General features: G+C 68.8%; 26 protein-coding genes and 1 pseudogene. 20 read left to right on the forward strand and 7 right to left on the reverse strand.

Going from position 1 to position 26,282, the window contains the following annotated elements; translation table 11 throughout:
- Positions 1-42 precede the first annotated feature (42 nt).
- The 6 genes from ACWEH3_RS12760 (at position 43) to ACWEH3_RS12785 (ending at position 7,530) form a co-directional block, all read left to right on the forward strand.
- Positions 43-1,725 (forward strand): ATP-binding protein, encoded by a 1,683-nt coding sequence (locus ACWEH3_RS12760; RefSeq protein WP_450022913.1) that lies wholly within the window; start codon positions 43-45, stop codon positions 1,723-1,725.
- The gene (locus ACWEH3_RS12765; protein ID WP_450022915.1) at positions 1,707-2,378 is read left to right on the forward strand and encodes a response regulator transcription factor; all 672 of its coding nucleotides are present in this window, start codon (positions 1,707-1,709) and stop codon (positions 2,376-2,378) included. Before ACWEH3_RS12760 ends, ACWEH3_RS12765 begins: the two co-directional genes overlap by 19 nt.
- Before the next feature lie 369 nt (positions 2,379-2,747).
- Positions 2,748-3,800 (forward strand): Gfo/Idh/MocA family protein, encoded by a 1,053-nt coding sequence (locus ACWEH3_RS12770; RefSeq protein WP_450022917.1) that lies wholly within the window; start codon positions 2,748-2,750, stop codon positions 3,798-3,800.
- 85 nt (positions 3,801-3,885) lie between these two features.
- A complete protein-coding gene (locus ACWEH3_RS12775; RefSeq protein ID WP_450022919.1) occupies positions 3,886-4,776 on the forward strand; it encodes a bile acid:sodium symporter family protein in 891 nt (296 codons plus the stop codon).
- Positions 4,777-4,861: 85 nt separating this feature from the next.
- The gene (locus ACWEH3_RS12780) at positions 4,862-6,577 is read left to right on the forward strand and encodes a serine/threonine-protein kinase (RefSeq protein ID WP_450022921.1); all 1,716 of its coding nucleotides are present in this window, start codon (positions 4,862-4,864) and stop codon (positions 6,575-6,577) included.
- 161 nt (positions 6,578-6,738) lie between these two features.
- Entirely contained in the window at positions 6,739-7,530 is a 792-nt protein-coding gene (locus ACWEH3_RS12785; RefSeq protein WP_450022923.1) for a M50 family metallopeptidase, read from the forward strand.
- A gap of 30 nt (positions 7,531-7,560) precedes the next feature.
- Here the strand turns inward: ACWEH3_RS12785 and ACWEH3_RS12790 are convergent, their stop codons facing one another.
- A complete protein-coding gene (locus tag ACWEH3_RS12790) occupies positions 7,561-7,740 on the reverse strand; it encodes a hypothetical protein (RefSeq protein WP_450022925.1) in 180 nt (59 codons plus the stop codon).
- On the opposite strand from ACWEH3_RS12790, the gene ACWEH3_RS12795 reads away from it, so the two are divergent.
- A complete protein-coding gene (locus ACWEH3_RS12795) occupies positions 7,739-8,599 on the forward strand; it encodes a DUF5995 family protein (RefSeq protein WP_450022927.1) in 861 nt (286 codons plus the stop codon). The genes ACWEH3_RS12790 and ACWEH3_RS12795 overlap by 2 nt on opposite strands.
- Here ACWEH3_RS12795 and ACWEH3_RS12800 read toward each other — a convergent pair whose 3' ends face one another.
- A complete protein-coding gene (locus tag ACWEH3_RS12800) occupies positions 8,600-9,085 on the reverse strand; it encodes a gluconokinase (RefSeq protein WP_450022964.1) in 486 nt (161 codons plus the stop codon).
- Between the two features lie 343 nt (positions 9,086-9,428).
- On the opposite strand from ACWEH3_RS12800, the gene ACWEH3_RS12805 reads away from it, so the two are divergent.
- Positions 9,429-10,613 (forward strand): PucR family transcriptional regulator, encoded by a 1,185-nt coding sequence (locus ACWEH3_RS12805; protein ID WP_450022929.1) that lies wholly within the window; start codon positions 9,429-9,431, stop codon positions 10,611-10,613.
- A gap of 112 nt (positions 10,614-10,725) precedes the next feature.
- Positions 10,726-11,649 (forward strand): LLM class F420-dependent oxidoreductase, encoded by a 924-nt coding sequence (locus tag ACWEH3_RS12810; RefSeq protein WP_450022931.1) that lies wholly within the window; start codon positions 10,726-10,728, stop codon positions 11,647-11,649.
- A gap of 4 nt (positions 11,650-11,653) precedes the next feature.
- Here ACWEH3_RS12810 and ACWEH3_RS12815 read toward each other — a convergent pair whose 3' ends face one another.
- Positions 11,654-13,654 carry a CocE/NonD family hydrolase gene (locus ACWEH3_RS12815; RefSeq protein ID WP_450022966.1) on the reverse strand — a complete coding sequence of 667 codons (2,001 nt, stop codon included), beginning with the start codon at positions 13,652-13,654 and terminating at the stop codon, positions 11,654-11,656.
- Positions 13,655-13,872: 218 nt separating this feature from the next.
- Here ACWEH3_RS12815 and ACWEH3_RS12820 point away from each other — a divergent pair, with 218 nt between their 5' ends.
- From ACWEH3_RS12820 to ACWEH3_RS12840, 5 genes are all read left to right on the forward strand, one after another.
- Positions 13,873-14,769, forward strand: coding sequence for a dienelactone hydrolase family protein (locus tag ACWEH3_RS12820; protein ID WP_450022933.1), 897 nt, complete (start codon positions 13,873-13,875; stop codon positions 14,767-14,769).
- A 113-nt stretch (positions 14,770-14,882) separates the two neighbouring features.
- The gene (locus ACWEH3_RS12825; RefSeq protein WP_450022935.1) at positions 14,883-15,992 is read left to right on the forward strand and encodes a PQQ-dependent sugar dehydrogenase; all 1,110 of its coding nucleotides are present in this window, start codon (positions 14,883-14,885) and stop codon (positions 15,990-15,992) included.
- Positions 15,993-16,073: 81 nt separating this feature from the next.
- Positions 16,074-16,520, forward strand: coding sequence for a MarR family winged helix-turn-helix transcriptional regulator (locus tag ACWEH3_RS12830; protein ID WP_450022937.1), 447 nt, complete (start codon positions 16,074-16,076; stop codon positions 16,518-16,520).
- Between the two features lie 2 nt (positions 16,521-16,522).
- Positions 16,523-16,945, forward strand: a complete 423-nt coding sequence (locus ACWEH3_RS12835) for an organic hydroperoxide resistance protein (protein ID WP_450022939.1) — start codon at positions 16,523-16,525, stop codon at positions 16,943-16,945.
- Positions 16,946-16,961: 16 nt separating this feature from the next.
- Positions 16,962-17,948, forward strand: coding sequence for a zinc-binding dehydrogenase (locus ACWEH3_RS12840; RefSeq protein WP_450022941.1), 987 nt, complete (start codon positions 16,962-16,964; stop codon positions 17,946-17,948).
- On the opposite strand, the gene ACWEH3_RS12845 is transcribed toward ACWEH3_RS12840, so the two are convergent.
- Positions 17,936-19,495, reverse strand: coding sequence for a phytoene desaturase family protein (locus ACWEH3_RS12845; protein ID WP_450022943.1), 1,560 nt, complete (start codon positions 19,493-19,495; stop codon positions 17,936-17,938). The genes ACWEH3_RS12840 and ACWEH3_RS12845 overlap by 13 nt on opposite strands.
- 93 nt (positions 19,496-19,588) lie before the next feature.
- Entirely contained in the window at positions 19,589-20,170 is a 582-nt protein-coding gene (locus tag ACWEH3_RS12850) for a TetR/AcrR family transcriptional regulator (protein ID WP_450022945.1), read from the reverse strand.
- A gap of 82 nt (positions 20,171-20,252) precedes the next feature.
- Between ACWEH3_RS12850 and ACWEH3_RS12855 the strand changes: the two genes are divergently transcribed.
- Both ACWEH3_RS12855 and ACWEH3_RS12860 read left to right on the forward strand, forming a co-directional pair.
- Positions 20,253-21,515 (forward strand): YbfB/YjiJ family MFS transporter, encoded by a 1,263-nt coding sequence (locus ACWEH3_RS12855; RefSeq protein ID WP_450022947.1) that lies wholly within the window; start codon positions 20,253-20,255, stop codon positions 21,513-21,515.
- Positions 21,421-22,065 (forward strand): alpha/beta fold hydrolase, encoded by a 645-nt coding sequence (locus tag ACWEH3_RS12860; protein ID WP_450022968.1) that lies wholly within the window; start codon positions 21,421-21,423, stop codon positions 22,063-22,065. Before ACWEH3_RS12855 ends, ACWEH3_RS12860 begins: the two co-directional genes overlap by 95 nt.
- Positions 22,066-22,127: 62 nt before the next feature.
- Here the strand turns inward: ACWEH3_RS12860 and ACWEH3_RS12865 are convergent, their stop codons facing one another.
- Complete coding sequence (locus ACWEH3_RS12865) at positions 22,128-22,955, reverse strand: class I SAM-dependent methyltransferase (RefSeq protein WP_450022949.1); 828 nt, start codon at positions 22,953-22,955, stop codon at positions 22,128-22,130.
- 464 nt (positions 22,956-23,419) lie between these two features.
- Here ACWEH3_RS12865 and ACWEH3_RS12870 point away from each other — a divergent pair, with 464 nt between their 5' ends.
- Positions 23,420-23,983, forward strand: coding sequence for a hypothetical protein (locus tag ACWEH3_RS12870; protein WP_450022951.1), 564 nt, complete (start codon positions 23,420-23,422; stop codon positions 23,981-23,983).
- Positions 23,984-24,119: 136 nt separating this feature from the next.
- Here the strand turns inward: ACWEH3_RS12870 and ACWEH3_RS12875 are convergent, their stop codons facing one another.
- A complete protein-coding gene (locus ACWEH3_RS12875; RefSeq protein WP_450022953.1) occupies positions 24,120-24,494 on the reverse strand; it encodes a hypothetical protein in 375 nt (124 codons plus the stop codon).
- A gap of 129 nt (positions 24,495-24,623) precedes the next feature.
- Between ACWEH3_RS12875 and ACWEH3_RS12880 the strand changes: the two are divergent.
- The 3 genes and pseudogenes from ACWEH3_RS12880 to ACWEH3_RS12890 all read left to right on the forward strand — a co-directional run.
- Positions 24,624-24,788, forward strand: a pseudogene (locus tag ACWEH3_RS12880) (alpha/beta hydrolase); the annotation flags it as partial.
- A gap of 193 nt (positions 24,789-24,981) precedes the next feature.
- Positions 24,982-25,284: a putative quinol monooxygenase gene (locus ACWEH3_RS12885; RefSeq protein ID WP_450022955.1), complete on the forward strand. Its 303-nt coding sequence runs from the start codon at positions 24,982-24,984 to the stop codon at positions 25,282-25,284.
- A gap of 387 nt (positions 25,285-25,671) precedes the next feature.
- Complete coding sequence (locus ACWEH3_RS12890; protein ID WP_450022957.1) at positions 25,672-26,274, forward strand: hypothetical protein; 603 nt, start codon at positions 25,672-25,674, stop codon at positions 26,272-26,274.
- Positions 26,275-26,282: the final 8 nt, after the last annotated feature.

Raw genomic sequence — 26,282 nt, forward strand, 5'->3', positions numbered from 1 at the left:
GCTCATGCGCGGTGCGCGGTGGTCTGCGCCTATGCTGCGGCCATGGCCACTGAGGGCGCGCGGGCCGTGCGATTGCGGACCCAGGTTCTGCTGTCGCAGATCCTGGTGGTCGCGCTGACGCTCGGCGTCGCGTTCGCGGTGTTCGGTTACCTCAGTGATCAGCGGCTGCGCGACGCCTACGGTCAGCGCGCGCTTGCCGTCGCGCGCACCGTCGCCGCCGACCCGGTGGTGCGCGCGGAGGTGGCCAGGTACGCGCCGGGCGCGCTCGATCCGGGCGTGCGCCAGGAGCTGGCCACCGGCCCGCTGGAGCGGCTCGCGGTGGACGCGACCCAGCGCAACAACGCCCTGTTCGTGGTGATCACCGATGACGCTGGCATCCGCCTGGCGCATCCGGACGCCGCACGGCTCGCCGAGCACGTCAGCACCGATCCATCCGAGGCGCTCGCGGGCCGCGAGTCGATCACCGAGGAACGCGGCACGCTCGGCGACTCGGTGCGCGCGAAGGTCCCCGTCACGGCGCCCGGCTCCGATCGTGTGGTCGGCGCGGTCAGCGTCGGCATCGCCACCGACGCGGTGCACGAGCAACTGCTCGGCGACCTGCGCACCGCGGGCGGCCTGGTCGCGGTGGCGCTCGCGGTCGGCATCGCCGGATCGATCCTGCTCGCCCGCCGCTGGCGCGGGCTGACGCTCGGGCTGGAACCCGACGAGCTGGCCGAACTGGTGCGCGGGCAGGCCGCGGTGCTGCACGGCATCGGCGGCGGCGTGCTCGCCGTCGACGCGTCGTGGCGCACGACCTTCGTCAGCGACGAGGCGCGCAGGCTGCTCGGCATCGCGCCGGACATCGGGCGCCCGGTTGACGAGATCGGGCTCACCCCGCGAGTGCTGGAGGTGTTCCGCGACCTCGATCGGCAACCCACCTCGGCGACGGTCGGTGCGAACGTCGTCATCGTCTCGGCGCGGCGGGTCAGCCGGGACGGCCGTGATCTCGGCGCGGTGCTCACCGTGCGCGACCGCACCGACGTGGAATCGCTGACCAGGCAGCTGGACGCGGTGCAGTCGATGAGCACGGTGCTGCGCGCGCAGCGCCACGAGTTCTCCAACAAGATGCACCTGGTCAGCGGACTGCTGCACAGCGGACACGTCGAGGAGGCGGCGCGGTCGGTCGACGAGCTGATCGGGGCGGGTCCGCTCGGTCCGGCGACGCCGGGCATCGATGCCATCCACGACACGTATCTCCAGGCCTTCCTGGCCGCCAAGGCCGCGCACGCCAGGGAGAACGGGGTGGAACTCGTGCTCGGGCCCAACACCTGGGTCGAGGGCGATCTCGCCGACCCGGTGGACGTGACCACCGTGCTCGGCAATCTGCTGGACAACGCCATGGAGGCCGTGCGCGCTCGGCAGCGGCCGGTGCGGCAGGTGGAAGTGGAACTGGTGCAAGAGGATTCGACGCTGCACATCACCGTCGCCGACAGCGGCGACGGTGTCGCGCCCGACCTGGTGGACACGCTGTTCACCGAAGGGATCTCGACCCGCGACGACCTCGGCGTCCCCGGTGGGCGCGGGGTGGGCCTCGCCCTGATCCGCCAGATCGTCCGCGCCCACGGCGGCGACGTGCGCCTGTCGAGTCCCGGCGGCGGCGAGCCGCCACTGACCGGCGCGGAATTCATCGCACGCATCCCCGGGGTGCTCGTGCAGAGCGAGGTGTCATGGCCCCGCCGTCCCTGACCGTCCTGATCGTCGACGACGACTTCAGGGTGGCGAATCTGCACGCCGGGATCGTGCAGACCATCCCGGGTTTCACGGTGGCGGGCACCGCCAATACCCTCGCCGCCGCGCGGGACCTCGTCGCGGCGCGGCCGATCGACCTGGCGCTGGTGGACGTCTACCTGCCCGATGGATCCGGTATCGAATTCGTCCGCGAGCTGCACTGCGACGCCATGGTGCTCACCGCGTCGACCGAGAGCGAGTCGGTGCGCGCCGCCGTCGCGGCGGGTGCGGTGTCCTACCTGGTCAAGCCGTTCCCGCATACCGAACTCGCCGCGCGACTCGCCGCCTACGCCCGCTACCGGCGCATTCTCGCCGTGCCACAGGTCGACAACGCGCGGGTCGCCGCGGCGCTGCACGCGCTGCGTCCTTCGGTCACCGCGAGCCCGGCGGCGACCGTGGCCTCCCCCACCAAAGACGCTGTCCGGCAAGCCATTCTCGATGCGGGCACGCCTCTGTCCGCAGGAGAGGTAGCGAGCGCCATCGGCATCTCCAGGGCCACCGCCCAGCGTTATCTCGCCGCACTCGTCGCCGGCGGCGCGGTGCGCATGAGCCTGCGCTACGGCAGCACCGGGCGGCCCGAACAGGAGTACTCCGCCGCGCCGCCGCATTGAGCTGGGCGCGGGAAGAACCGGCCCGTGCGCGCGGCCGGTCGGCGGGGCGTCCCGGGCAGTCCGGAACCTCGCGCGGTATCCCCGGCCGCCATCGCCGCACATGCCCGGACGTCGCAGGTCGACAGCCGGACCATTGGCGGCCCGACATCCGCTCGACCGGCGCACGACGTGGCACCTACACGGCCAGGCCGATGCGTCTCCGTCTGCCGGACATACGAGCGGATCGTCACCGGACCACCGATTGCGGGAGCGCAAGAGCGAACGGCGCGGTCCACCTCGGTGGCGCGCCGCACGAGGTGGCGCTCCTCGGCCGACCAGCGCCTACGGGGTGAGGCCTGACGTGGTCTTCAGCGGCGGTAGCGTCGGGGCATGAGCATCATCGAGGTCGCCATTGTCGGCTACGGCCTGGCCGGATCGGTTTTTCACGCTCCGCTGATCGCCGCGCAACCGCGGATGCGGGTCGCCGCCGTGGTGACCTCCTCGGAGGAGCGTGCCGAGCGGGCGCGCGCCGAACACCCTGGTGTGCGTGTGGTGCCGCACGCAGAGGAGTTGTTCGCCACGCCGGACGGCATCGGTCTGGCTGTGATCGCGACACCGAACCAGACGCACGCGCCGCTGGCCAGGCAGGCGCTGGAGGCAGGGCTGCCCGTCGTGGTCGACAAGCCGCTCGCGGTCGCGGTGGACGACGCCGAAGATCTCGTCCGGCGCGCGGAGCGGGCCGGCCTCGCGCTGTCGGTCTTCCAGAACCGGCGCTGGGACGGCGATTTCCGGACGGTGCGGGAACTCGTCGAGACCGGAAGACTGGGCCAGGTGCGGCGTTTCGAGTCCCGGTTCGAACGGTGGCGTCCGGTCCCGAAGGGCGGCTGGCGGGAGGTCGGCACGGACGAGGAGGGCGCGGGCATTCTGCTCGACCTCGGCAGCCACTTGGTGGACCAAGCCGTGACCCTGTTCGGCCCGGTGGCTTCGGTGTACTGCGAGCTGGACCGGCGGCGAGAAGGGATCACCACCGACGACGACGCGTTCGTCGCGCTCACCCACAGCGGCGGTGTCCGCTCCCACCTCTGGATGAGCGCCGTCGCCCCGCACCTCGGCCCGCGTTTCCGGGTGCTCGGATCGGAAGCCGGGTATGTCACCTACGGGCTGGACCCGCAGGAGGAAGCGCTCCGATCCGGTCGCCGCCCGGGAAACGATCCCCTATGGGGCACAGTCGATGCCGAGCGCTGGGGCGTGCTCGGCGCGGAACCGGACTTCACCCCCGTGCCGACCGCACCCGGCGCATACCCCGCGTTCTACACCGCCATGGCCGCCGCGCTGCTCGACGGCGCTCCGGTGCCCGTCGACCCGCGCGACGCGGTCACCACCCTGCGCCTGCTGACGAAAGCACGCGAGTCGGCGGCCCTGGGTGTGACCGTCACCGCTTGACCGGGGCTGGCCACCTTCGCCGCGACTCGATAACGTCGGTCCCCGGGATCGGCCGGTCCGGGCCGCCCTGCGAGAGGAGACCCGAATGGGTACAACGGTTTTCGCCGTGTTGCTGCCGCTGGCGCTGGCCTTGGTGATGTTCGGGCTCGGATTGACCTTGACGACCGACGATTTCGCGCGCGTGCTGCGGTATCCGAAAGCGGCGGTGATCGCGCTGGCGTGCCAGATGATCCTGCTGCCCGCGGTGTGCCTCGGCCTGATCCGCCTGTTCGGACTGGAAGGCGCGCTCGCGGCGGGCATGCTGCTGCTCGCGGCGTCGCCGGGCGGAGCGTCGGCCAACCTGTTCAGTCACGTCGCCGGTGGCAACGTGGCGCTGAACATCACACTCACCGCGATCAATTCGGTGCTCGCGGTATTCACCCTGCCCGTGGTGGTGGCGCTGTCCTACGCCTTGTTCCTGGACGGCGAGGGTTCGGTCGGACTGCGGCCGGACAAATTCGCGCAGGTCTTCGCCATCGTGCTGGTGCCCGTCGCGATCGGCATGGTGGTGCACCGGCGGTTCCCGGAGTGGTCGCGGCGGATGCGCGGTGCGGTCAAGATCCTGTCCGTCGTGGTCCTCGCGCTGGTGATCGCGGCCGGAGTGGGCTCGAACCTGGACATCCTGACCGAGCACATCGGAGAGCTGTCCGCGATCTGCCTGACCTTCGCCGTGATCAGTCTGGCCGTGGGCTATTTCCTGCCCCGGCTGTTGCGGGTGGAAGCCGATCAGGCGATCGCCTCGGCCATGGAGATCGGCGTGCACAACGCGGCGCTCGCGATCGCCGTCGCCGCTTCGGTATTGGACAACGACACCATGGCCGTTCCTGGCGCGGTGTACGGGGTTCTGATGAACATTCCGGCGGCGATCGCGGCGTATCTGCTGGCCAGGCGGGCGCGGCGAGAGCAGCCCGCGCCCGCGCCGATCATGGCGGGTTAGCCCGGGCAGTTCGCCGCGCGGACATGGGCGGCCCCGGTGGGTAGCCTCTCGGAGGGTCGACGCCACGAAGGGAGCCAGCTGCGCGATGCAACCGCTCGGCACGAACGATCCGGCCCGGATCGGGGACTATCGCCTGCTCGGCGTCCTCGGTACGGGTGGCATGGGCCGGGTCTACCTCGGCCGGAACCCAGGAGGGCGCACCGTCGCGGTCAAAGTCATCCGCCCGGACATGATCGACGCCGAATTCCGGCAGCGCTTCCGGCGCGAGGTGGCCGCAGCGCGCCGGGTCGGCGGACAGTTCACCGCGCCGGTGCTCGACGCGGACGTCGACGCCGATCCCCCGTGGCTGGCCACCGGTTACGTGGCGGGATTCTCGCTGGCCGACGCGGTCGACCGGTACGGACCGTTCACCGAGAACGCGCTGCTCGTGCTGGCGCACGGGCTGATCGAGGCACTGACCGCCGTCCACCGGGCCGGTGTGGTGCACCGCGACCTCAAACCGTCCAACGTTCTGCTGGCCCTCGACGGTCCCAAGGTGATCGATTTCGGCATCGCCCGCGCCGTCGACGACAGCAAGCTCACCACGACCGGAAAAGTCATCGGCTCACCGGTATTCATGTGCCCGGAGCAGGTGACCGGCGATCCGGTCGGCCCACCCGCGGACGTCTTCGCGCTGGGCGGCGTCCTGGTGTTCGCGGCGACCGGCCACGGACCGTTCGGCGTCGGCGAGACGGTGCAGATGCTGTGGCGGGTGGTGTACGAGCAGCCGCAGCTGGATGACGTGCCGGAGCGGCTGCGCCCACTGGTGGCCGCCTGCCTGACCAAGGACGCCGCGGCTCGCCCGACTCCGGACGAGCTGTTGGCCCAGCTCACCGCACTGGGCATCCCCGACCGCGGCGGCTGGCTGCCCCCGCCGGTGCTCGAGGAGGTCGGCCGCCGCGCGGTCGAGCTACTGGACCTGGACTCCGGCGCATTCGACCGCAGCCACTTCTCCGCGCCCACGGATCGGGCGCGTACGGCCGACACCGTGGTCCGCCCCGCGCCACCTACCGATCCGCGGTACGCGCAGGGCGATCCCGGACGGTCGGCACACGGACCGACGCACTATCCCGGCTCGCCGCAGACAGCTGCCGCGTCCGTGGGGCAACGGATTCAACCAGCCGCGCAATACGATTCGCCCGGCGGTCCGGTCACCACCCCGGCACCTCGCGCACACAGTCCGAACCGCGCCCTGCTGGTCGCGGGAGCCCTCGTCGTCGGCATCGCGGTCGCCGTGGCGGCGTTCGTGGTCGGCGCGCAGCTACGGCGCGATACCGCGAACTCGATCGCGCAGACCGCGACGCCGACCGACAGTGATTCTCCGACGTCCACCACCCGAGCCGACGGCGGCGATGCTGCGACGGCTACCGCCACGCAAGCCGGGGACAGGACGCCGACCAGCGCAGGCCCGTCGGGCGCGAGCGTTCCGAACGCACTTGTCGGCGAATGGCAGGGCGTCGCGCGGGACATTCTGGGTAGCTACGACATCGTCGTGCGGATCAATCCTGGGAACGTCGGCGAGCAGGTCGGAGAATCCACCAATACCGGCAGATTCGCGCATCTGCAATGCGGGCGGTCCGAAACGCTCACCTCCGCCACGGCCAACGCTGTGGTGCTGACCGCCAGACTCACCAAGGATCCCGGCGGCTGCAACGATGACGGCGCGACGTCCCGGTTGGAGTTGCGACCTGACGGGACGCTCTCGTACCGAACCCAGGGTGTGGCAGGGGATATGACCGGCACCCTCGATCGCACCGGCTGAACGGCGGGGGCGACTGATTCAGGGGCGACGAGCGGCGCACCGCGGGCCTCCGCCCTCCACGACAGGACGCGGCGAGGCGAGCCGCACGCGTTCGGCTCCGACGTCCCAGCGTCGAACCCATGCCCCGAGCGCGGTCGTCCGCAGGCGGTTAAGGTGCGGCGGTGGACAGAGCGGAATTCTTCGAGCGCGGCGCTTCCATCGCCGATCGTCTGACGACGACGCAAGCGCAGCCGCCGTGGTGGCTGGTGGTGGCGGCGGCGGTAGCGGCGCTCGTGCTGGTGGGTTACACCCCGATCTGGCGGTTGACCCGCAATATCGTCACGATCGCGCACGAAGGCGGGCACGCCATGGTCGCTCTGCTGACCGGCCGCAAGCTCAACAGCATCCGACTGCATTCGGACACTTCGGGGCTCACCGTGTCGAGCGGGAAACCCTACGGCCTCGGGATGATCCTCACCACCATGGCCGGTTACCCCGCACCGCCGCTGCTCGGTCTCGGATTCGCCGCGCTGCTGGGCGCGAGCCGGATCACGCTGATGCTCTGGACCGCCATCGTTCTGCTCGCCGCGCTGCTGATCAAGATCAGGAATGTCTACGGCGCCATCACCGTGCTCGGCCTCGGCGCGGTGGTCTTCGTGGTCTCCTGGTTCGGCACCGACACGCTGCAAGCGGGATTCGCCTACCTGGGGGCCTGGTTCCTACTGTTCGCCGGGGCACGGCCGGTGCTGGAGCTGCAACGAAGCCGCTCCCGGCAGCAACGTGCCCGCTATCACGAGGTCGACTCCGACGCCGATCAACTCGCCCGGCTCACCCGGCTGCCCGGCCTGCTGTGGGTGTTCGTGTTCGGCGCGATCGCCGTGGGTTCGTTGTTGCTCGGCGCGTGGCTGCTCGTCTCCGCCATCGCCGAAGTCTGCCTGCCGGGCGCGCCCTCCGGGTCCTGCTTCGCTCACTGATCGCCGCGCTGCGCGGTCCGGTCGGTTCGGTTAGGCTTCGAACTCGCCCTGCGCCAGCGCCTTACCTACGGCATGGCGCATCGCCGATGCGCACCCGCTTCGGCCGTCCGACGCAAGTTCGCGATTCACGACCTCCGGAGCCAGCATGGCGAACATTCTCGCGCGCACACCGATCAGCACTGCGCGACAACGATTTTCGATACTGGCCATGGCCGTCACCGCGCTACTCGCCACGATTGCGCTCCACCCGGCCACAGCGCTCGCCGCGACGGCCGACACCGCCTGCGGCACACCCTTGACCCAGGACGAGACAGCCGCGATCGCTCGGCTGTCCGACACCGGGGCACCGGCTGGTTCCTCGTTGTGGCAACTGGAGCAGGCTATCGACCGGCACCGGCAGATCGCCGAAATCCTGGTCCGCCACCGTGACCTGCGCGGTGTGTTCGCCTTGGGGCTCGACGCCGTCGAGCAGGCCGCCGTCCTGCCGCTCCAGCGCGATCCCGCGTCGTTCGACGACCCGGAATGGGCGCACCGGATCAGTCTCGAGCTGCTGTCGCGTTTCCTGCGCGCGCTGCACGCGGAATTCACCGGCGCACCCGCCGAACCGCACTGGGCGCACTACTTCGAGCTGACCCGTCGCTGCGAGTTGCCCCCGGCCCGAGTGGCGATGGCCGGTTACGACGCGCATCTGACCGTCGACCTGTCCTATTCCGTCGCTGCGGTCGGCAGCACCGCCGCCAACGCGCGCGATTATTTCCGCATCGTCGACTCGATCGCCCGGCAGGGCGCGCTGATCGTCGACGAGACCAAGGCGTTCTACGGCGGTGACCTGGGACCGCTATGGCGCTTCTACTTCGTCGGGGAGGGCTTGGACGCGGTGCTCGGCCGAGGCGTGGCGACCGGTCCGTTGCTCCGGCTGGCCGACGCGGGCGCCAACGTCGTCATCTTCGCGAACGGGATCGCCTTGCAGGACCCGGCGGCGGCACCCGCCGTCAGCGCCGAGATCGACGCTTTGTGGCGCGGGCTCGATCTCGGCTTCGATCTCCTGTCCGGCCTCGGCGGCCTCTGACTACCTCTTCAGCGCCGCCACCGCGTCCCCGATCACGTCCTCGGGCGGTCGTGTCGCGTCGAGGGTGGCGCCGCGCTCGTCGGCCGCGAGCCTCTCCAGCGTGGTCAGCTGGGAATCCAGCAGGCTCGGTGGCATGAAGTGCCCACCGCGGCCCGCCATACGGCGCTCGAGTTCCTGCCGCGGCACGTCCAGATGCAGGAAGAACGCGTGGGGGGCCGAGACGCGAAGCCGGTCGCGATAGATCCGTTTCAGCGCGGAACACGTGACGACGGCTCCCTTCCCTGATCGCTCGGCCATCCAGGCGGCCAAGGCGTCGAGCCAGGGTGCGCGGTCGGCATCGTCCAGCGGCGTCCCCGCCGCCATTTTCGCGACGTTCGCGGGCGGGTGGAAATCGTCGCCGTCGGCGTACTCGACCCCCAATACGTCGGCCAAGCGGGTACCGACCGTCGTCTTTCCCGAACCCGACACCCCCATCACGACAATCATCGGCACATCGCGCACTCGAACCTTCTTCCCTGATGGTGACGGATCTTCGTGCCGCATTGTCATCCGCAACAACGTAGCGGCTGATTGCTTCGTCGGCCCGTGCAGTGACGATTCGCGCCGCCGCCGATACATTTCAAGGACCGAGACTGTGCGATGTCACGAACTTCTGTGAATTCGAATTCGGCTTCGTATCAAGCCATTTCGTGAAACGCGCGGACGACTGGATGGGAAGTACCGAATGTTTGCGACGACGCAAGGCACCGGCCTGGTCCGACATCCGAACCGCGACCGCGCGCTCGACCCACAGATGGTCGGCGGCGGAGGCGGTCGCTGAGGGACCGGCATGCCACCCACACGCAGCACCGCCGAGCCCGTCCCGGCCACCGAACACATCGTGCGGCACCTGCTCGGCATCATTCCCCGCCGGCACGTCGAACAAGGGAATCTGCTGCGGGAGGAGATCCGCGCCACCGTCGCCCACTGCCTCGACCTGGTCACTTCCCTCGACCCCGCACAACCGGCCCGCACGGTCGGCATCTTCGCGGCCGCCACCCGGTGGGCCGGCGTCGGGGTGCGCATGGACACCGTCCAGCATCTGGTCCACGAAGGTTTCCGACTGTATCTCGACGAGTACCTGCGTGATTCGAGCACACCGCGGCACAACGACATACGCAGGCTCTTCGACGCCGTCCACGCGGTCACCACGACCGTCTCGCTCGCCTACCTGTCCATCGCCCCCGCCGACTCCATCGCCCCCGCCGACGAGCAGACCGCTCCGCACGCCGTCGCCGTCGCACTGCTGCGCGGGCACCACCCTGCGAAGGTCTACCGGGAGTACGGCATTCCGGTCGCCGACCGCTACACCGTGCTCGCCGTGGCGGTCGACCGGCCCACCGAGGAGAATCCCGGCCGCCCCGCAGAAGGGCACAGCATCCGGCAACGCATGCAACTCTGCCTCGCGGTGCACTGCGGCAGGCACGTGCCCAGTCTGCTCAGCGCGATCGGCGGAACGATCCTGGTGCCGGCGGCGCCGGTCGCCGCGGACCGCCTCACCGACTTGGTCGCCGCGCTGGCCGCGGTGGTGCCCGCGCCGCTCACCGCCGCCGCCATCGCCGCCGAGGCCGAGCAGATTCCCGGCGCCGCCGACCAGGCGCACGAACTGCTCGACATGGTTCGTCGCCTGCAGAGCCCACCCGGCCTGTACCGCTTCGAGGATCTGGCCCTCGAATACCAGCTCACCCGGCCGGGTCCGGGACGAGACCGGCTGGCCGCCCTGCTCGATCCGCTGGAGGGGCATCCGGAGTTGGTCGAAACCCTGCGCGAACACATCCGCAACGACTTCAACCGCAGGCGCACCTCCCGGACGATGTATCTGCACCCGAACACCGTCGACCATCGACTCAAGCGCATCGGCCGCCTCACCGGCTTGGACACCGCCGTTCCGCACGCGCTCTACCGATTGCGCGCCGCCCTCATCGCACGGACCTACACGCAACCGCCGCCCGGGCCCGAACGGTCCGCGCGATGATCTCTCAGCGACCGCATCACCGGGCCGGCCGCGCTCGAGCAGCTCCGCAGCTCGAGCGGGCAGCCGCGAACGCCCCGATTCGCCTTCCGGCCGACCGACTAGGGTCATTGACATGGAACTACGCATCTTCACCGAGCCGCAGCAGGGTGCCAGCTACGACACCCTGCTCACCGTCGCCAAGGCCACCGAGGACCTGGGCTTCGACGCGTTCTTCCGCTCCGACCACTACCTGAGCATGGGCGGCGCCGACGGGCTGCCCGGCCCCACCGATGCCTGGATCACCCTCGCCGGTCTGGCCAGGGAGACCAAGCGGATCCGGCTGGGCACCCTGGTCACCGCCGCCACCTTCCGGCTGCCCGGCCCGCTGGCGATCCAAGTGGCGCAGGTGGACCAGATGTCCGGCGGCCGAGTCGAATTCGGTTTGGGCAGCGGCTGGTTCGCCGAGGAGCACGCCGCGTACGGCATCCCGTTCCCCGCCGACAAGTTCGCCCGGCTGGAAGAGCAGCTGGCCATCATCACCGGGCTCTGGGCGACCAAACCCGGCGACACCTTCAGCTACGACGGAAAGCACTTCCAGCTCACCGACTCCCCCGCCCTGCCCAAGCCGGTGCAGGACCCGATCCCGGTGGTGATCGGCGGGCAAGGCGCCACCCGCACCCCACGGCTGGCCGCGCGATACGCCTCCGAGTTCAACATGCCGTTCTCCTCCATCGAGGACAGCACGCGGCAGTTCGACCGGGTGCGCGCCGCCGCCGAGGCATACGGCCGCGCCGCCGACGACCTGGTCTACTCCAACGCGCTGGTGGCCTGCGTGGGCGCGAACGACGCCGAAGTGGCGCGCCGGGCCGAGGCGATCGGCCGCGAGGTGGACGAGCTGAAGACCAACGGCTTGGCCGGCTCACCCGCCGAGGTGGTGGACAAGATCGGCCGGTACGCCGAGATCGGCACCAGCCGCATCTACTTGCAGGTGCTGGATCTGAGCGATCTCGAGCACCTCGAGCTGATCTCCGCGCAGGTGCAGTCGCAGTTGTCGTAGCCGCTCAGTCCAGCGGACGGTTGGTCGGCACCACGACGAAGCTCGGCGCCGACGGGTCGAGCTTCAGGTGCTGCGGCTTCAGCTCGGTGTTGTTGAGCATCGGCCGGAACGCCAGCGCCTTCGGCGAGTTACCCGCGAAGACGTCGATCCGCAGCCGGTGGCCGGGTTGCAGCACCGCTTGGGTGGGAATCACCGCGATGTCCAGCGCCACCGGCTCACCGGGGACGACCGGCTGCACGCTGTCCAAGGTGATCGGATTGAACGGTTCGGTCAGGTCGCCGGTCGGTGTGCGGCTGCTCTTCTGCTCGTCGACCGCGCGCAGCGAGGCGGTCAGCTGCCCGGTGGACAGCACCTTCGAGCTCCCGTCGGGCGCGACGTCGTTCATGGTGACGCTCCAGTAGCCGTCGGTGGCGTCGTGCACCGCGTTCAGATGCACGTTCACCGGCCCCGAGATGACGGTGGGCGCGGTCGTCGGCGCGCTGGTGAAGGTCAGCGCGTTGCGCTCGGCGATGCGTGAGTCCTTCGCGCACACGTCCAGCACCGCCGCCATCCCGGCCGAGCCCTGCGCGGTGTCGCGGGAGCACGCCGAGGCGACGCCGGGCGCCACCGTCAGCGTCTGCCGTTCGCCGGGAGCGGTCATCGTCAACGATCCGTCGTACACGGCCTTTCCGGCGGTGCCGCTCGGCTCGGCCGACAGATACACGCGGCGGTGGTTGAGATCTTTCTGCGGGAACTGGCCGAGGGAGATCCAGCCGCCGCCTTGTTCCCACACGGTGATCGGCCCGAAGTCGCCCAAGCCGTGGTCGGTGTCCTTCAACCACTTGTCGAACCAGATGCGCTGCAACACGTCCAGCCGCGGCGGCGCGCCCGGAATACCGGTTCCCGCACCGGGATTCGCGTGGTAGGTGTCGCCGACGACCAATTGTTTCCGTCCCGCGGGCAGCGGAATCGCGTTGTACAGCTTCGTCGCGCTGTTGGCGAAGATGTCGTGCCAGCCGCCGTAGACGAAGGTGGGCACCGTGATGCGCTCGGGGTGACCCTCGATGCCGCGCCGGAAATAGCTGTTCTCGTCCAGCGCGTCGGCCAGCGCGGGCGGCACGTGGTCGAGCGACGGTGTGAGCAGCGCCTGGGCCAGCAGATCCACGTTGCTGGCCGGATCGGACATCCGTTCCTGCAGCCACCCCCAGTCGAAGGTGCCCCTCAACATCGACTGCACGTCGGGAATCAGCTTCAGCTGGTTGACCGTGCTGAGCCACATCGGAAGGAACGTCGTCCCCACGCCGCCGCCCGGCGCGACGACGTCGCGCATGAGGTCGCTGCCCGGCTCCACCGGGAAGATCGCCTGCAACGGCGCGGGGGCGTTCTCGGCGGCGCGCAGCTGGTTGATTCCCGAATAGGAGCCGCCGCTCATCCCGACCCGGCCGTTCGACCAAGGCTGCGCCGCCGCCCACTCGATCACCTCGCGGGTATCGAGCTGTTCCCGCTCGCCGAGGGTGTCCCATGCTCCCTGCGAGAAACCCGTACCCCGCACGTCCGCGACGACCTGGGTGTATCCGGCGCGGATCAGATCGCGATCCAGACCGAGCACCGTCTGCACGGTGCCGCCGTCGACCGCGTGCAGCAGATCGCCGAAACCACTGACCGGCGTGCGTGACAGATTCACTCGATTGACCAGCCGCACGGTCAACGGCTGCAAACCGGGCACCGCGAGCGCCGTGTCGATCAGGTTGGTCATGAGCTTGGTGTACGGCGTGAGGTTGACGATGGTCGGCAGCGGCTGCCGCTCCACCTCCCCGCCCTCCTTCACCGGCCGGTAGACGTTGGCCTTCAACACGACTCCGTCGCTCATCCGGATCGGCACATCCCAGTCGATGTGCACGTCGGCATACGGCTGGGGACCGTCGTGCAACGCCGTCCACCGCACACTGTGGGCATCGATCGACGGCTCCGCGGCCGCGGGCACCGACACGAATCCCACGGTCGCCGTTACCGCGACCATGGCCATCGTCCGGATCGCCCTGATCGTCGTTCGTCTCACGCCATGCCCCGCTGCCATCTCGCTCCCTCGACCGGTGTGCGGACCGACCATCGATCGCCTGATTGGGCGACAACGTAGCAATCTTCCGGCGAATTACGCGGGAGGTGCGGTCGGGCCGGTTTGTCGCGAGCGAACAGACGGTGAATGCCGCGTCGCCACCGACGACGCGGCTTAGGGTGGGACACATGACGCCGCTGCAGCGATACATCGCGGAGGAGATCGCGGCCGACCACGCCGACGGCTTGGTCACCCGGCGGGAGGCACTGCGCAGGCTGGGGCTGCTCGGGCTCGGCGCCACGGCCGCCGCCACCCTGCTGGCCGCCTGCGCGAACTCCGACACCGGGAACACCGATTACTCGCCCTCGCCCACGTCGCCTCCGACGCCACCCGGATCCGCCACCGCTCTTCCGACGAGCGCCGTCACCTTCGCCGGTCCTGGCGGGACGCTGCAAGCCGCGTGGGCGGCGGCGCCGCAACCACGGGGCGGGGTGCTGGTGATCCACGAGAACAAAGGTCTCACCGACCACATCCGTTCGGTGACAGGGCGTTTCGCGGGCGCTGGATATTCCGCGCTCGCGGTCGACCTGCTGTCCGCACGAGGCGGAACCGCGACGTTCGCCGATCCCGCCGAGGCGACCGCCGAGCTGAGCCGGATCCCGCAGGACCAGCTCGTCGCCGACTTGCGCGCCGGGCTGGACGAACTTCAGCGGCGGGTCGAGGGAAAGAAGCTCGGCGCCACCGGTTTCTGCTTCGGCGGCGGCCTGACCTGGTTGCTGCTGGCTTCGGGCCCGTCCCGATTAGCCGCGGCGACACCGTTCTACGGGCCGTTCCCGGACAACGGCGATCTGACCGCGTCGAAAGCCGCGGTGCTCGGCATCTACGCGGCGGCCGACGCCCGCGTGAACGCCTCCCGGGCCGCCGCGGAAGCGGCACTGGCCCGTTCGGGCAACCCGCATCAGATCTTCATCGCCCCCGATGCCGACCACGCATTCTTCAACGACACCGGTCAGCGGTACAACGCCACGGCCGCCACCGAGGCTTGGCGGCGCGTATTGAACTGGTACAGAACGTATCTCGGCTGATGCTGACGGGATCGGGCCGTTTCCTCCGCGTCCGGAGCCCCTCCGGTGGCTCGGATTGCGACCGGTGGTCCCGATGGTCCGCCCGGCACGCGCACGCTTGCGGCAGCAGGCTTGTGACACCGAGACGGTCCCATACCCGCACGACCATCGCCGCCCTCCTGCTCGGCGCGGTGCTGACGGCCTGCGGAAACGACAGCTCGACCGAACCGGGGAGCACGCCCCCGGCGACGCGCACCGTCGCGCCGAGCAATCCCGCCGGACGACCCGATCTCGACGCCGCCGAGGAAATCGCCGGGAACCTCGACGTGCCGTGGGGGCTGGCCTTCCTGCCCGACGGCGCGGCGCTGGTGGCCGAGCGGGACTCCGGACGGATCCTGCGCATCGGTGCAGGCAGTGCGCCCGAACAGGTGTATCAGGTGCCGGGCGTCACCGCCCGGGGCGAAGGCGGCCTGCTGGGGCTCGCCGTCGCGCCGGACTATGCCGAAAGTCGTTATGTCTATGCGTATTTCACCGCCGATACGGACAACCGGATCATCCGGTTCCGGCTCGACGGCCCACCGGAGGTGCTGGTGGCCGGGATCGCGAAGGCCGGTAATCACAACGGCGGCCGAATCGCGTTCGGGCCGGACGGCATGCTCTACGCCGGGACCGGCGACGCCGGGCAATCCGGACGATCGCAGGATCCGGCGAGTCTCAACGGGAAGATCCTCCGTGTGACTCCCGAAGGCAGCCCGGCTCCGGGGAATCCGTATGCCGGCTCGCCGGTCTACAGTCTCGGCCACCGCAACGTGCAGGGTCTGGCATGGGACCGCGACGGGCGATTGTTCGCGGCGGAATTCGGGCAAGACCGGTTCGACGAGATCAATCTGATCGAGCCAGGCCACAACTACGGCTGGCCCGAGGTCGAGGGGTCGGGTGGCGCCGACCGCGGCTTCACCGATCCGCTGTTGACCTGGACCACCGCGGAAGCCTCACCGTCGGGAATCGCCATCGCCGGGGACACCTTGTACGCCGCCGCGCTGCGTGGCCGTCGGCTGTGGACCGTGCCGGTCGCGGACGGCCGCGCCGGTGCACCCCGTGCCGAATTGCGCGACCGGTACGGCCGGTTGCGCACCGTGGCGCTCGCGCCGGACGGAGCGTTGTGGCTCACCACCTCCAACACCGACGGCCGGGGCGAACCGGTCCGCGGTGACGACCGCGTCTTCCGTTTCCCGGCCCGCTGAGCCTTGCCCGCGGCTCGGTAGTGACGAGCACCACGGGCACTTAGGTTGTGCACAACTGAATTGCCCACTACATTATTGCTCATGACCGACCACCTCACCCTCGACGAGCAGCTCTGCTTCCCGCTCTACGCGGCGTCCCGGGCGATGACCGCGGTCTACCGCCCGAAGCTGGAACGGCTCGGGCTCACCTACCCGCAGTACCTGGTGATGCTCGCGCTGTGGGAGCGCGACGAACGCAGCGTCGGCGACGTCTGCCATGCGCTCGACCTGGATTCCGGCACGCTCTCCCCGCTGCTCAAGCGGCTGGAGGCCGGGGGCCTCGTGGAGCGGCGGCGATCGGCGTCCGACGAACGCCGCGTCGACATCCGGCTCACCGACCGCGGACGCGCCCTGCGCGCCGAGGCGGGCGACATCCCGGCCCAGATGGGCAAAGCCAGCGGCTTGTCCATGGACGACGTCGCCGCATTGCGCGACATCCTGCGCCGACTGACCGATTCGCTGAAATCTCAGCTGAACGAAGGAGAATAGACATGCCGATCCTCTACACCGCCGAGGCCCTGGCCAGCGGCGACGGACGCAACGGCCGCGCACGCACCACCGACGGCAAGCTCGACCTGAGTCTCTCGGCTCCCAAGGAAATGGGCGGCGACGGCGAGGGCACCAATCCCGAGCAGCTGTTCGCGGCCGGGTACGCGGCCTGCTTCCATTCGGCGCTGCGCCTGGTCGGCAAGCAGGTGAAGGCGAACATCGACGACTCCGCGGTCGGCGCCAAGGTCGGGATCGGGCCGAACGACGCCGGCGGCTTCGGCCTTGCGGTTACCCTGGAGGTATCGCTCCCCCATCTGTCCAGGGAGGACGCGCAAGCGCTCGCCGACAAAGCACACCAGGTCTGCCCGTATTCCAACGCGACCCGCGGCAACATCGACGTCCAGGTCCTCGTAGCCGAGGACTGATCGAGAAGGAGCGGATATGCGTGCCGTAGTCATCGAACGGTTCGGTGAACCGAAGGATGTACTGACCACCGCCGAACGCCCGGTCCCCGAGCCCGGCCCGGGCGAGGTGCGACTCGCGCTGATCCTGTCACCGATCCACAACCACGATCTGGCGATCGTGCGTGGCGTGTACGGATACCGGCCAGAGCTGCCCGCCATCCCGGGTAGCGAGGCGGTCGCGCGGGTAGACGCGGTGGGTCCCGGCGTCACCGACATGTCGGTCGGACGGCGCGTGGCGGTGTCCGGTGCGATCAATGTGTGGGCCGACTACTTCGTGGTCCCGGCCCGCCAGGTCATCCCGTTGCCCGACACCGTCTCCGACGAGACCGCGGCCCAACTGCTGGCCATGCCGTTGAGCGCGCTGATGCTCATCGAGGACCTCGGGCTGCGGTCCGGCGAGTGGCTGGCGGTCAACGCCGCCAACGGCGCGGTCGGCAGGCTCGTCAACGTCTTCGCCCGGCAGCGAGGTCTGCGCGTGCTGAATCTCGTGCGCGGCCCCCGCTCCGTCGCGGCGCTGCGGGAACTCGGCTACGAGCCGGTGCTCGACACCGAGAGTGAAGGCTGGCGCGACCAGGTCGACGCCGCCACCTCCGGTGCGCCGATCGTCCGGGCCGTCGATCAAGTGGGCGGTCGCGCCGCGGCCGACGAACTGGCGTTGCTCGCGCCCGGCGGTCAGCTGATCTCCTTCGGCGCGCTCTCGGGCAAGCCGCTGTCGCTCGATCCGGGCAGACTCATCTTCGGCCAGACCGTGGTCAAGGGCTTCTGGGGCGCCAAGCGGATCGAGGAGATCGGCGCGGACCAGCGCGGACGGCTGATCAGCGAACTGATCGATCTGGCCGCTCGCGGTGAGCTGCGGCTGGACATCGAAGCCGCCTACCCGCTGGAGGCCGCGGCGGACGCCGCCGTCGCCACCGAGACGCCGGGCCGCGCCGCCAAGGTCGCGCTGCGGGGTCAGCCGGCCTGACCGGCGTCGAGCACGGCCATCGCGGCATTGTGCCCGGGAATACCGCTGACGCCGCCGCCCCGGATGGCGCCCGCACCGCACAGGAACACGTTGCGGTGGCCGGTCGCCACGCCCCACCGGGCGCCGGGGTCGGCCGGGTCGGCGTCCTCTGGGAGGTAGGGGAAGGCCAGGTCCCGGTGGAAGATGTGTCCACCGGGCAGGCCGACCTCGCGCTCGAGTTCGATCGGCGTCTTCGCTTCCACGCAGGGCGCGCCGTTCTCGTCTCTCGCCAAGCAGTCCGCGAGCGGTTCGGCGAGCACCGAATCGAGTTGCGCCAAGGTCGCTTTCACAAACTCGTCTTTCGCCGACGCGTGGTCGGCGGCGAAGAGTTTCGCGCGAGCGTGCAGTCCGAACAGGGTGAGCGTGTGCGCACCCTGCGCAGCCAGGTCCGGTGACAGGATCGTCGGATCGGTCAATGTGTGGCAATAGATTTCGGCGGGCGGCACGGACGGAATGCGGCCGATCGCGGCCTCGCCGTAGGCGCGGTCGAGTTGGGCGTACGACTCGCCGATGTGGAAAGTACCGGCGAATGCTTCCCGTGGCTCGACTTCGGCGTCGCGCAATCGCGGGAGGCGGCGCAGCAGCATATTGATCTTCAACTGCGCACCCTCGGGCTTCGGTGGCAGCGGCTCGCCGAGGAGCCCGGCGAGCGTATACGGCGCGACGTTCGCCAGGACGTGGCGCGCTCCGATCTTCCCTTCTTCGTAACCGACTTCCGCTGTGTCGCCGTCGGTTTCGATGCTCGTCACGGCGCATTCGGTGACGATCTCCGCGCCCGCCTCGCGCGCGGCCGTGGCCAGTGCGTCGGTGAGCGCGCCCATGCCGCCGATCGGCACGTCCCAGTCGCCGGTGCCGCCGCCGATCACGTGGTACAGGAAGCAGCGATTCTGCCGTAGCGACGGATCATGCGCATGGGTGAACGTGCCGATCAGCGCATCGGTGAGCACCACGCCGCGCACCGTGTCGTCGGCGAAGGTCGACTCGATCGTCTCACCGAGCGGCCGCTCGAACAGCGCATCCCAGGTGGCCGCGTCGTCCACGATGTGCCGTAATGCTTCCTTCGACACCAGTGGCATGGTCAGTGTCGGAAAGACCCGCCGGGCCAACTCCCCCGTGGTCGCGTAGAACCGCTGCCATGCCCGGAACTCTCTGTCCGAGCCGGTCAACCGCACGAAACTCGCCTCGGTCCGGTCCTGCGCCGACGAGACCAGCAGACCACCCTCCCGTACCGGCGTGTAGGACGAGGCCGCCCGCCGCCGCGTCTCGAACCGCAAGCCCAAGTCCGTCACGATCGACCACGGCAACAGGCTCACCAGATACGAGTACCGCGACAACCGCGCGTCGACGCCCGCGAACACCCGCTCGGATACCGCCGCCCCGCCGGTATGCGGCTGCCGCTCGAGCACCAGCACCGACCGCCCGGCCCGAGCCAGATACGCGGCGGCCACCAACCCGTTGTGGCCGCCACCGACGATCACGACATCGTAGAAGGAGCGCGTCGGCGTCATCTCTTCTCGATAGCACGAATCTACGCTGGACGACAGCGACCCGGCCGACAGCGGCCATGTCATCGGGTCCGCCCCGCGATGTGAGGAGTCCGCTCAGGTAGCCGCGGTGAGCAGGGCTGCCGCCGCGGCGCGAGCATGCCCGCCGACACCGGCCGGGCCGTGCATCGCCGCGACGACGGTCGCGCCCTCCACCAGCATCAGCACCTGACGGCCCAGCGAGACCGGGTCCTCGGCTCCGGCGCGGACGGCGATGCCGGTGAAGAGGTCGAGATAGCGCTGCAGGTGCCGCGCGGTGATGGCCCGCACCTCGTCGTCGTAGTGCTGGGCCGACGCGTTCACCATGGCGCAGCCGCGAAAGGCCGGTTGGGCGTACCACTCGCCGAGCGCGTCGAAGACCGCGCCCAACTGCTCGGCCGGGTCGTCGCCGGCCGACTCCACCGCACTCGCCAGCCACCCACACACCTTTTCACTGCGCGACTCCAGCATCGCTTGCACGAGCCCATCTTTGGTGCCGAAGTGGCGATACAAGGTCTCCTTGGACACCCCGAGCCGCGCGCACAGTTCGGCTACACCGATTCCGTCGAGGCCGCGCTCGTACAGCAGCGGTTCCGCCGCTTCGAGGATGGCGGCGCGGGTGCGCGCGGGGTCTATCGTCGAGCCTTTGGCCACTGGCATACCTAGATGGTAACGACTGGTTCGATCATCTGCTAGCATTCGAGGTCGTACCGATCGGTTCGACCTCGGAAGGCCCGCGTGAATGACCCCGATATGGCAAGCCGCACGCCTCGCCCTCGGCACCGCGTCGGCATTGGGATTCGCACGGTTCGCATACGGCTTGCTGTTACCCGCCATGCGAAACGACCTCGGCTGGAACCTGGCCGATGCCGGAATGCTCAGCACCGCAAACGGACTGGGCTATTTCGTCGGCGCCGTGGCGACACCCGCAGTGGTTCGCCGCATGGGCACGGCAGCCGCGTTCCGCACCGGGATGACGCTGACCGCAACGGCGTTGACCTCCACCGCCGTCGGCAATGACCATCTCTTCCTGCTCGCGACCAGAGCCGTGGCCGGGGCGGCGGGTGCGGTCGTCTTCATCACCGGCGGCGTCATCGCCTCGCATATCGCCACGCACGCGTCATCCGGCACGCCCATCGCCGTCTACTTCGCGGGCACCGGGGTCGGCATAGTCCTCAGCGGCACAACCGTGCCGCTGGCGGGGGATCACTGGCGGATGGCGTGGGTCGGCCTGGGTATCGCCGCAACCCTTGCGGCCCTGGCGAGTTGGACCGCCACCCACGTCGACTCACCGGCTCCACAAGTCGCCGGACACGCGCACCTGCGGTCACTGTGGCCGACAGCGCTCGCGTATCTGCTGTTCGCGGGTGGATACATCACCTACATCACCTTCCTGTCGGCGTACCTGGTCGATCGGCACGCCTCGACGCTCGAGGTGATGTCGGCCTGGACCGCGATGGGACTGGCCGTCGTCGCGGCACCTGTTCTGTGGAGCCGCCCCATCAGCCGCTGGCCCGGAAGCAGAGCGCTGTGCGTCCTGCTCGCCGTCTTGGGCGCGGGCGCGGCACTGGCGCTGGTTACTCCCGCACCGCCGGTCCTGCTCGCCTCCACCGTCGTCTACGGGGCGACCTTCATGAGTGTCCCCGCGGCGGTCACGGCCTCGGTCAAGAACAACACCGCACCGGTCGATTGGACCGCGACGCTGGCGGCCTTCACGACGGTGTTCGCCGTCGGGCAAACCGCAGGGCCGTGGATCGCCGGGACTCTCGCGGATCACACGTCCACCAACTCCGCACTCGCGTTCACAGCGATCGCATGCGTCGCCGCGTCGGCGAGCGCCGCCATCCCACCCCCTCGCTCCCCCGACCAGAAGGAGAACGACAATGACGACTTTCGTCCTGATCCCCGGCATGTGCCACGGCGGCTGGTGCTTCGAGCAGCTCACCGAGCAACTGCGTACGCGCGGCCATCGCGTGCTGCCGCTGACCCTCACCGGAGTCGGTGAGCGCGTTCATCTGCGCCACGGCGTGAATCTGGACACTCACATCCAGGACGTCACCGCCGCGCTGGCGGCCGAGAACGTCACCGACGCCGTCCTGGTGGGACACAGCTACGGCGGCATGGTGATCACCGGCGCCGCCGATCGCGCCGCGGCCCGGGTGAGTGCGCTGGTGTACCTCGACGCCGTGGTTCCCGGGCACGGGGACTCTTGCTTCACACTGGTTTCCGAGGAAGAGCGGCGGTGGTACCTCGACGTGGTCGACACCGGCGACGCGGTCCGCCCGCTGCCCTTCTTCGATCCGCGAGCCACAGCCCACCCACTCGCGTCGGTTCTCCAACCACTCACGCTCACCGGGGATCTCGGCCATATCCGGCGCAGGGATTACGTCTACGCGGCCGGATGGGAAACACCCTCGCCCTTCACCGCCACCTACCAGCGATTGCGGGACGACGCCGGGTGGACGACCCACGCACTCGACGGCGGGCACAACCTGATGCGGGACGCCCCGGAAGACCTGCTGCGCATACTGCTCGACGTCGGCGAATCGCACTGATATTCGGCCGATTCAATGGGTCGGCCTCGTGGGACAACCCTCGGCCAGATCGGTCCTCGACCTCACTCGAGGCGCTGTCCGACACGCAGGACGCTCAGATAACGGCGTGATGCCCGGTCGCCCATCCGTGTACGGATGCGCTCGGCGATGGCGTCGAGCAGGGGCTCACGGACGTCGCGGGCGAGCCTGCGATACAGCGACGTCGAGCGAAGGAGATCAGCGAAGCCGTCTCCGTCGAACCACTGAACTGTTGGGTACCAACGCACGATCGTCGGGCCGAACAATGCTCCGGGATCCTCGACCAGGCCCCAGCCCTCATCGGTGGCGCGCACGTCGTCTTCCGGTGGTGGATGACCCCAGCCAGGGTTGCCGGGGCAGAACCGCTCGTGCAGATCGGCAGTTTCGGCGTAGACCTCCGGCTCGCCCGGTCTCCGGACGACGACGTTGCCGAGCAGCGCCATCCAGCCTCCGGGACAGAGCAGATCGTGGGCTCGCCGCCAGCCGATCGACGGGTCCACCCAATGCCACGACGACGCGGCCACCAGGGCGTCGAAGCGTCGGCCGCGGTCGTCCCACTCCTCGAACGTCGACGTCTCGACTTCGATGTTGCGGAAACCGGCGACCCGCCTGCGGGCGAGTGCGGCCATGTCCGGCCCCGGCTCTATGGCGGTCACCGAGCAGCCGAGCGCTGCCAGCGAGCGCGTCGCCTGACCGGTACCGCAGCCCACCTCCAGCACCGCCGACCTTTCGGTCACGCCGGTGATGTCGCAGAGGTCCGCGAACAGCTCGCCAGGGTATCCCGGCCGGACTCGGTCATAGAGCTGCGGCACCTCGTTGAACACTCGGCCGAGGTCGTGTCGATTCGGGTCCGTCTTCCGATCGTCGGTCACGAACGGACAAGCTACGAGACGCGCCCACCCGGTCGCCACCGGTTTACCGGCAGCCGATGACGTATTACCGCCGAAGGTTCGAGCAGTCCCGCCGACCACGGGCGACGCCCGCCGCCCGCAGATCCAGCACGACCTTGCCCGGACCGTGCGCGGCCAAGGCCTCACGGCGCCATCGCCTTCGAAAAGTCCTTGACCAGGCCGACACACTAAGCGGTACGCAACAGCGGCACTGCCCGGCGTGCGACACGACCCTGATCGTCACCGTCCACCCCAACGCCGGATACGCCGGATACACTGTCCCACCAGAACAGCGCTCGCCACTCACGGCAAACAAAATTATCGCAAGTCGGCGACGGGATTTCCTTCGGTAGTTACGGCACGGACGGATTACTTTGCGATACATGTCATGTGTCGCACGAATTCCGATCCGAACCGACGTATGAGAATATCGAGGACGGTGAACCATGAACGAAGAAAATATCGTTCAGAGTGAGATCGGCCGAATTCTCGGCCCGGGTGAGAATGTGCTGTGGACCGGACGGCCACGGCGGGGGTTGGCACTGCAGACAAGGGATGCGTACATATTGCCGTTCAGTCTTTTCTTCTGTGGTTTCGCGGTGTTCTTCGCGATCAGTGACGTGGCCGAGGGCGCATCTCCCTTATCCCTGCTGTGGGTAGGGATCTTCGTCCTGGTCGGTCTCTATTTCCTGCTGGGACGTCTAGTTGTCGACGCCCAGCGTAGGGCGCACACCTTCTACGGTGTGTCGAACAAGCGAATAATAATCATCTCGCGCTTTTTCGGATACAAGGTGCAGACGTTCAATCCACGTACCCTCGAATATTTGTCCCTCACGGAACGCTCCGGAGGAAGCGGCACCATTTTGTTCGCCGCGATCAGCTTCCTTGATCGTCGGTGGTCCACCATCTTGTTGATGGGCGCAGGCCCGCTTCCGGCGTTCGAAATGATAGAACACGCGAGAAGTGTGTACGAGCTCATCGAGAGAACTCGGACTCCGCAAGACCAGTAGTGAAGGTAGTCCGACCGTAGGCTGAGCCGTATCCATCTCTGATCCATTCAATCCACGACTCTGGTCGCTCAGCGAACGCCCGGTATTCCTTCGTAGCCCACGCAGCCGACAACCCACGCGATGACGCCGCCCGCCGCTACTCATCGGGCGTCGACGCACGCATCAGGAACCGCACACGGGCCACGGTCACTGCCACGCCGCCGCCGGCAATGATGAGCGCCCCCAGCACCCAGTCGGGGACCACTTCGAAAACCTTCAAAACCACCACACAAGCCACGAGGGGGACATAGACGAACAACGTCAGGCGGAATACTTGTCGCCTCCAGCTTCGCCGCTGTGACTGTGGCAATCTCCCTAGCGTCGCATCGAAGATGTTGACGCGGCCCAACCGGGACCGCCCTCCCGACCGGACACGAGCGATCGAGACCGCGACCCAGAGCATCAGCCAGAAGACCACGGTGATGGCTATCCCCAGAAGCGGTCCCCTGGCGTAATCCCAGAACGTGTTCAAGCCTGCGCTCCTCGCCGTCGAACACCGAGCCCAGCCGGGCGGCCGCGGCCCGCAAAACCGCCTCCCCTTCCTGACTCGATACTAAAAGCTCCCTGGCGCCCCCAGCCGCTGACGCGCCGACTCGCCGCGGTGGGCGCGCTGGTGTACCTCGACGCCGTGGTTCCCGGGCACGGGGACTCTTGCTTCACACTGGTTTCCGAGGAAGAGCGGCGGTGGTACCTCGACGTGGTCGACACCGGCGACGCGGTCCGCCCGCTGCCCTTCTTCGATCCGCGAGCCACAGCCCACCCACGGCCACCCGGGTGGCCCTTCCGGCGTTCACGGTCAACGACGTCTGGCGGGTCGATTCGCTACCAAGCCGGTACCGGGACGACGACACGTTGAAACCGGACGTCGAACTCGACCCGCCGGCGCAGGGATTGTGTTTATCTCGCCCCGGCACGGGTAGGCCGTCCGTTCGAAGCGTGTACCAACCGAAGGAGGGATCATGGTACGAGTGGGTCTGCTGGTCCGGGTACATGCAAAGCCGGGCAAGGAGTCGGAAGTAGCGAAGTTCTTGACAGACGCGCAGGCGATCGTCGAGCAGGAGCCCGACACTCGGGCCTGGTTCGCCGTCCAGTTCGATGCGTCCACGTTCGGCATCTTCGACGTGTTCCCCGACGACGCCGGTCGGCAAGCCCACCTGGCCGGCGGCGTGGGCACCGCACTCGGGCAGCGCGCCGAGGAACTGTTCACCGTGTCGCCCGCGATCGAGAACGTCGACGTCCTCGCATCGAAGCTTCCGACATGATCCCGGACGCATAGGCAGGACACGAAGGCGACGGCGAGGGTTCTCTCGCCGTCGCCCCGATGCGGTCCGGGTCCGCCGGGAAAGTCCGAGTCCGGGCTGCGCCTGGTGACAAGAACATCCAGTTCGCTTACTGAGAAGAAGTCGCTCGTCACCGCCTGCAGCTGGCCACCTTCCCGCCCGACAGCGAGATCGATCCCGCGGTCTATGCGGAATAGATCGGGAACCTGCACGGCGAGGAAGCCGTCCGTGTGTCCCGCACGCACTCGAATGAGGCTTAAGCGAATTACCTTTGCTTACGAACGACTTTGGGATCGGAATTTTGAAACGCCACACGTGGTTCGCTCGATGAGACGATTATGTTGCGGGGCGGCTGCGGAGGAAACTGACATGATCGACGGAATGGCCGTTGCCACTTACCTGGCTGCGGCACTGGGGGCAACAGGCGGACGGACCGTGGACCGATCGGTGGATCAAGGACTGACCGCGCTCACCGGCGTGGTCACACGCAGGCTCGGACGACGCGCACTCGACGATCTCGACCGGAACCCCCGCAGCATGGCGGCACGCCGCCAGCTCGCCGACCAGATCGAACGCGCGGCATCCGCCGACGCGGAATTCACCCGCGAACTCGCCGCCCTGCAAGCCACCCTCGGCAGGATGAACGGCGCAACCGTGATCAACACCGCGACCCACGGCAGCCGGATCGTCACCGGCGGCAAAGGCCTCACCGCCGGGGGCAGCATTCACAACACCACATACGACATCGCATCGGATGAGGATCTGTCCCGTGCTCCGATCTGGAGCAAGGCACTGTTGTGGATCGGCTTGGTGTTCGTCGGTATCGGCTTCGTCGGTGGTCTGATCGGCATGTCTGGAGGCGCGTCGGTGTCGGGGCAGTTCAACTTGCTGCCGTTCTTCCTCATCGGCGGTGTCCTCATGACCTTCGCCGAGCTCGGTGCGAGAACGTCGACACCACGACGCCGCCGGTAGGCCGGAAC

This window comes from Nocardia sp. NPDC004718, assembly GCF_053601535.1.

Bases quoted from the DNA above. Each gene is read 5' to 3' on its own strand.
- ACWEH3_RS12885 (WP_450022955.1), top strand. From the start codon at position 24,982: ATGGTACGAGTGGGTCTGCTGGTCCGGGTACATGCAAAGCCGGGCAAG.
- ACWEH3_RS12815 (WP_450022966.1), bottom strand. From the start codon at position 13,654: ATGGCCATGGTCGCGGTAACGGCGACCGTGGGATTCGTGTCGGTGCCC.
- ACWEH3_RS12860 (WP_450022968.1), top strand. From the start codon at position 21,421: ATGTGCCACGGCGGCTGGTGCTTCGAGCAGCTCACCGAGCAACTGCGT.
- ACWEH3_RS12770 (WP_450022917.1), top strand. From the start codon at position 2,748: ATGAGCATCATCGAGGTCGCCATTGTCGGCTACGGCCTGGCCGGATCG.
- ACWEH3_RS12800 (WP_450022964.1), bottom strand. From the start codon at position 9,085: ATGATTGTCGTGATGGGGGTGTCGGGTTCGGGAAAGACGACGGTCGGT.
- ACWEH3_RS12775 (WP_450022919.1), top strand. From the start codon at position 3,886: ATGGGTACAACGGTTTTCGCCGTGTTGCTGCCGCTGGCGCTGGCCTTG.
- ACWEH3_RS12845 (WP_450022943.1), bottom strand. From the start codon at position 19,495: ATGACGCCGACGCGCTCCTTCTACGATGTCGTGATCGTCGGTGGCGGC.
- ACWEH3_RS12830 (WP_450022937.1), top strand. From the start codon at position 16,074: ATGACCGACCACCTCACCCTCGACGAGCAGCTCTGCTTCCCGCTCTAC.
- ACWEH3_RS12795 (WP_450022927.1), top strand. From the start codon at position 7,739: ATGGCCGTCACCGCGCTACTCGCCACGATTGCGCTCCACCCGGCCACA.
- ACWEH3_RS12840 (WP_450022941.1), top strand. From the start codon at position 16,962: ATGCGTGCCGTAGTCATCGAACGGTTCGGTGAACCGAAGGATGTACTG.
- ACWEH3_RS12790 (WP_450022925.1), bottom strand. From the start codon at position 7,740: ATGGCCAGTATCGAAAATCGTTGTCGCGCAGTGCTGATCGGTGTGCGC.
- ACWEH3_RS12810 (WP_450022931.1), top strand. From the start codon at position 10,726: ATGGAACTACGCATCTTCACCGAGCCGCAGCAGGGTGCCAGCTACGAC.
- ACWEH3_RS12850 (WP_450022945.1), bottom strand. From the start codon at position 20,170: ATGCCAGTGGCCAAAGGCTCGACGATAGACCCCGCGCGCACCCGCGCC.
- ACWEH3_RS12820 (WP_450022933.1), top strand. From the start codon at position 13,873: ATGACGCCGCTGCAGCGATACATCGCGGAGGAGATCGCGGCCGACCAC.
- ACWEH3_RS12765 (WP_450022915.1), top strand. From the start codon at position 1,707: ATGGCCCCGCCGTCCCTGACCGTCCTGATCGTCGACGACGACTTCAGG.
- ACWEH3_RS12890 (WP_450022957.1), top strand. From the start codon at position 25,672: ATGATCGACGGAATGGCCGTTGCCACTTACCTGGCTGCGGCACTGGGG.
- ACWEH3_RS12760 (WP_450022913.1), top strand. From the start codon at position 43: ATGGCCACTGAGGGCGCGCGGGCCGTGCGATTGCGGACCCAGGTTCTG.
- ACWEH3_RS12805 (WP_450022929.1), top strand. From the start codon at position 9,429: ATGCCACCCACACGCAGCACCGCCGAGCCCGTCCCGGCCACCGAACAC.
- ACWEH3_RS12835 (WP_450022939.1), top strand. From the start codon at position 16,523: ATGCCGATCCTCTACACCGCCGAGGCCCTGGCCAGCGGCGACGGACGC.
- ACWEH3_RS12870 (WP_450022951.1), top strand. From the start codon at position 23,420: ATGAACGAAGAAAATATCGTTCAGAGTGAGATCGGCCGAATTCTCGGC.
- ACWEH3_RS12855 (WP_450022947.1), top strand. From the start codon at position 20,253: ATGACCCCGATATGGCAAGCCGCACGCCTCGCCCTCGGCACCGCGTCG.
- ACWEH3_RS12780 (WP_450022921.1), top strand. From the start codon at position 4,862: ATGCAACCGCTCGGCACGAACGATCCGGCCCGGATCGGGGACTATCGC.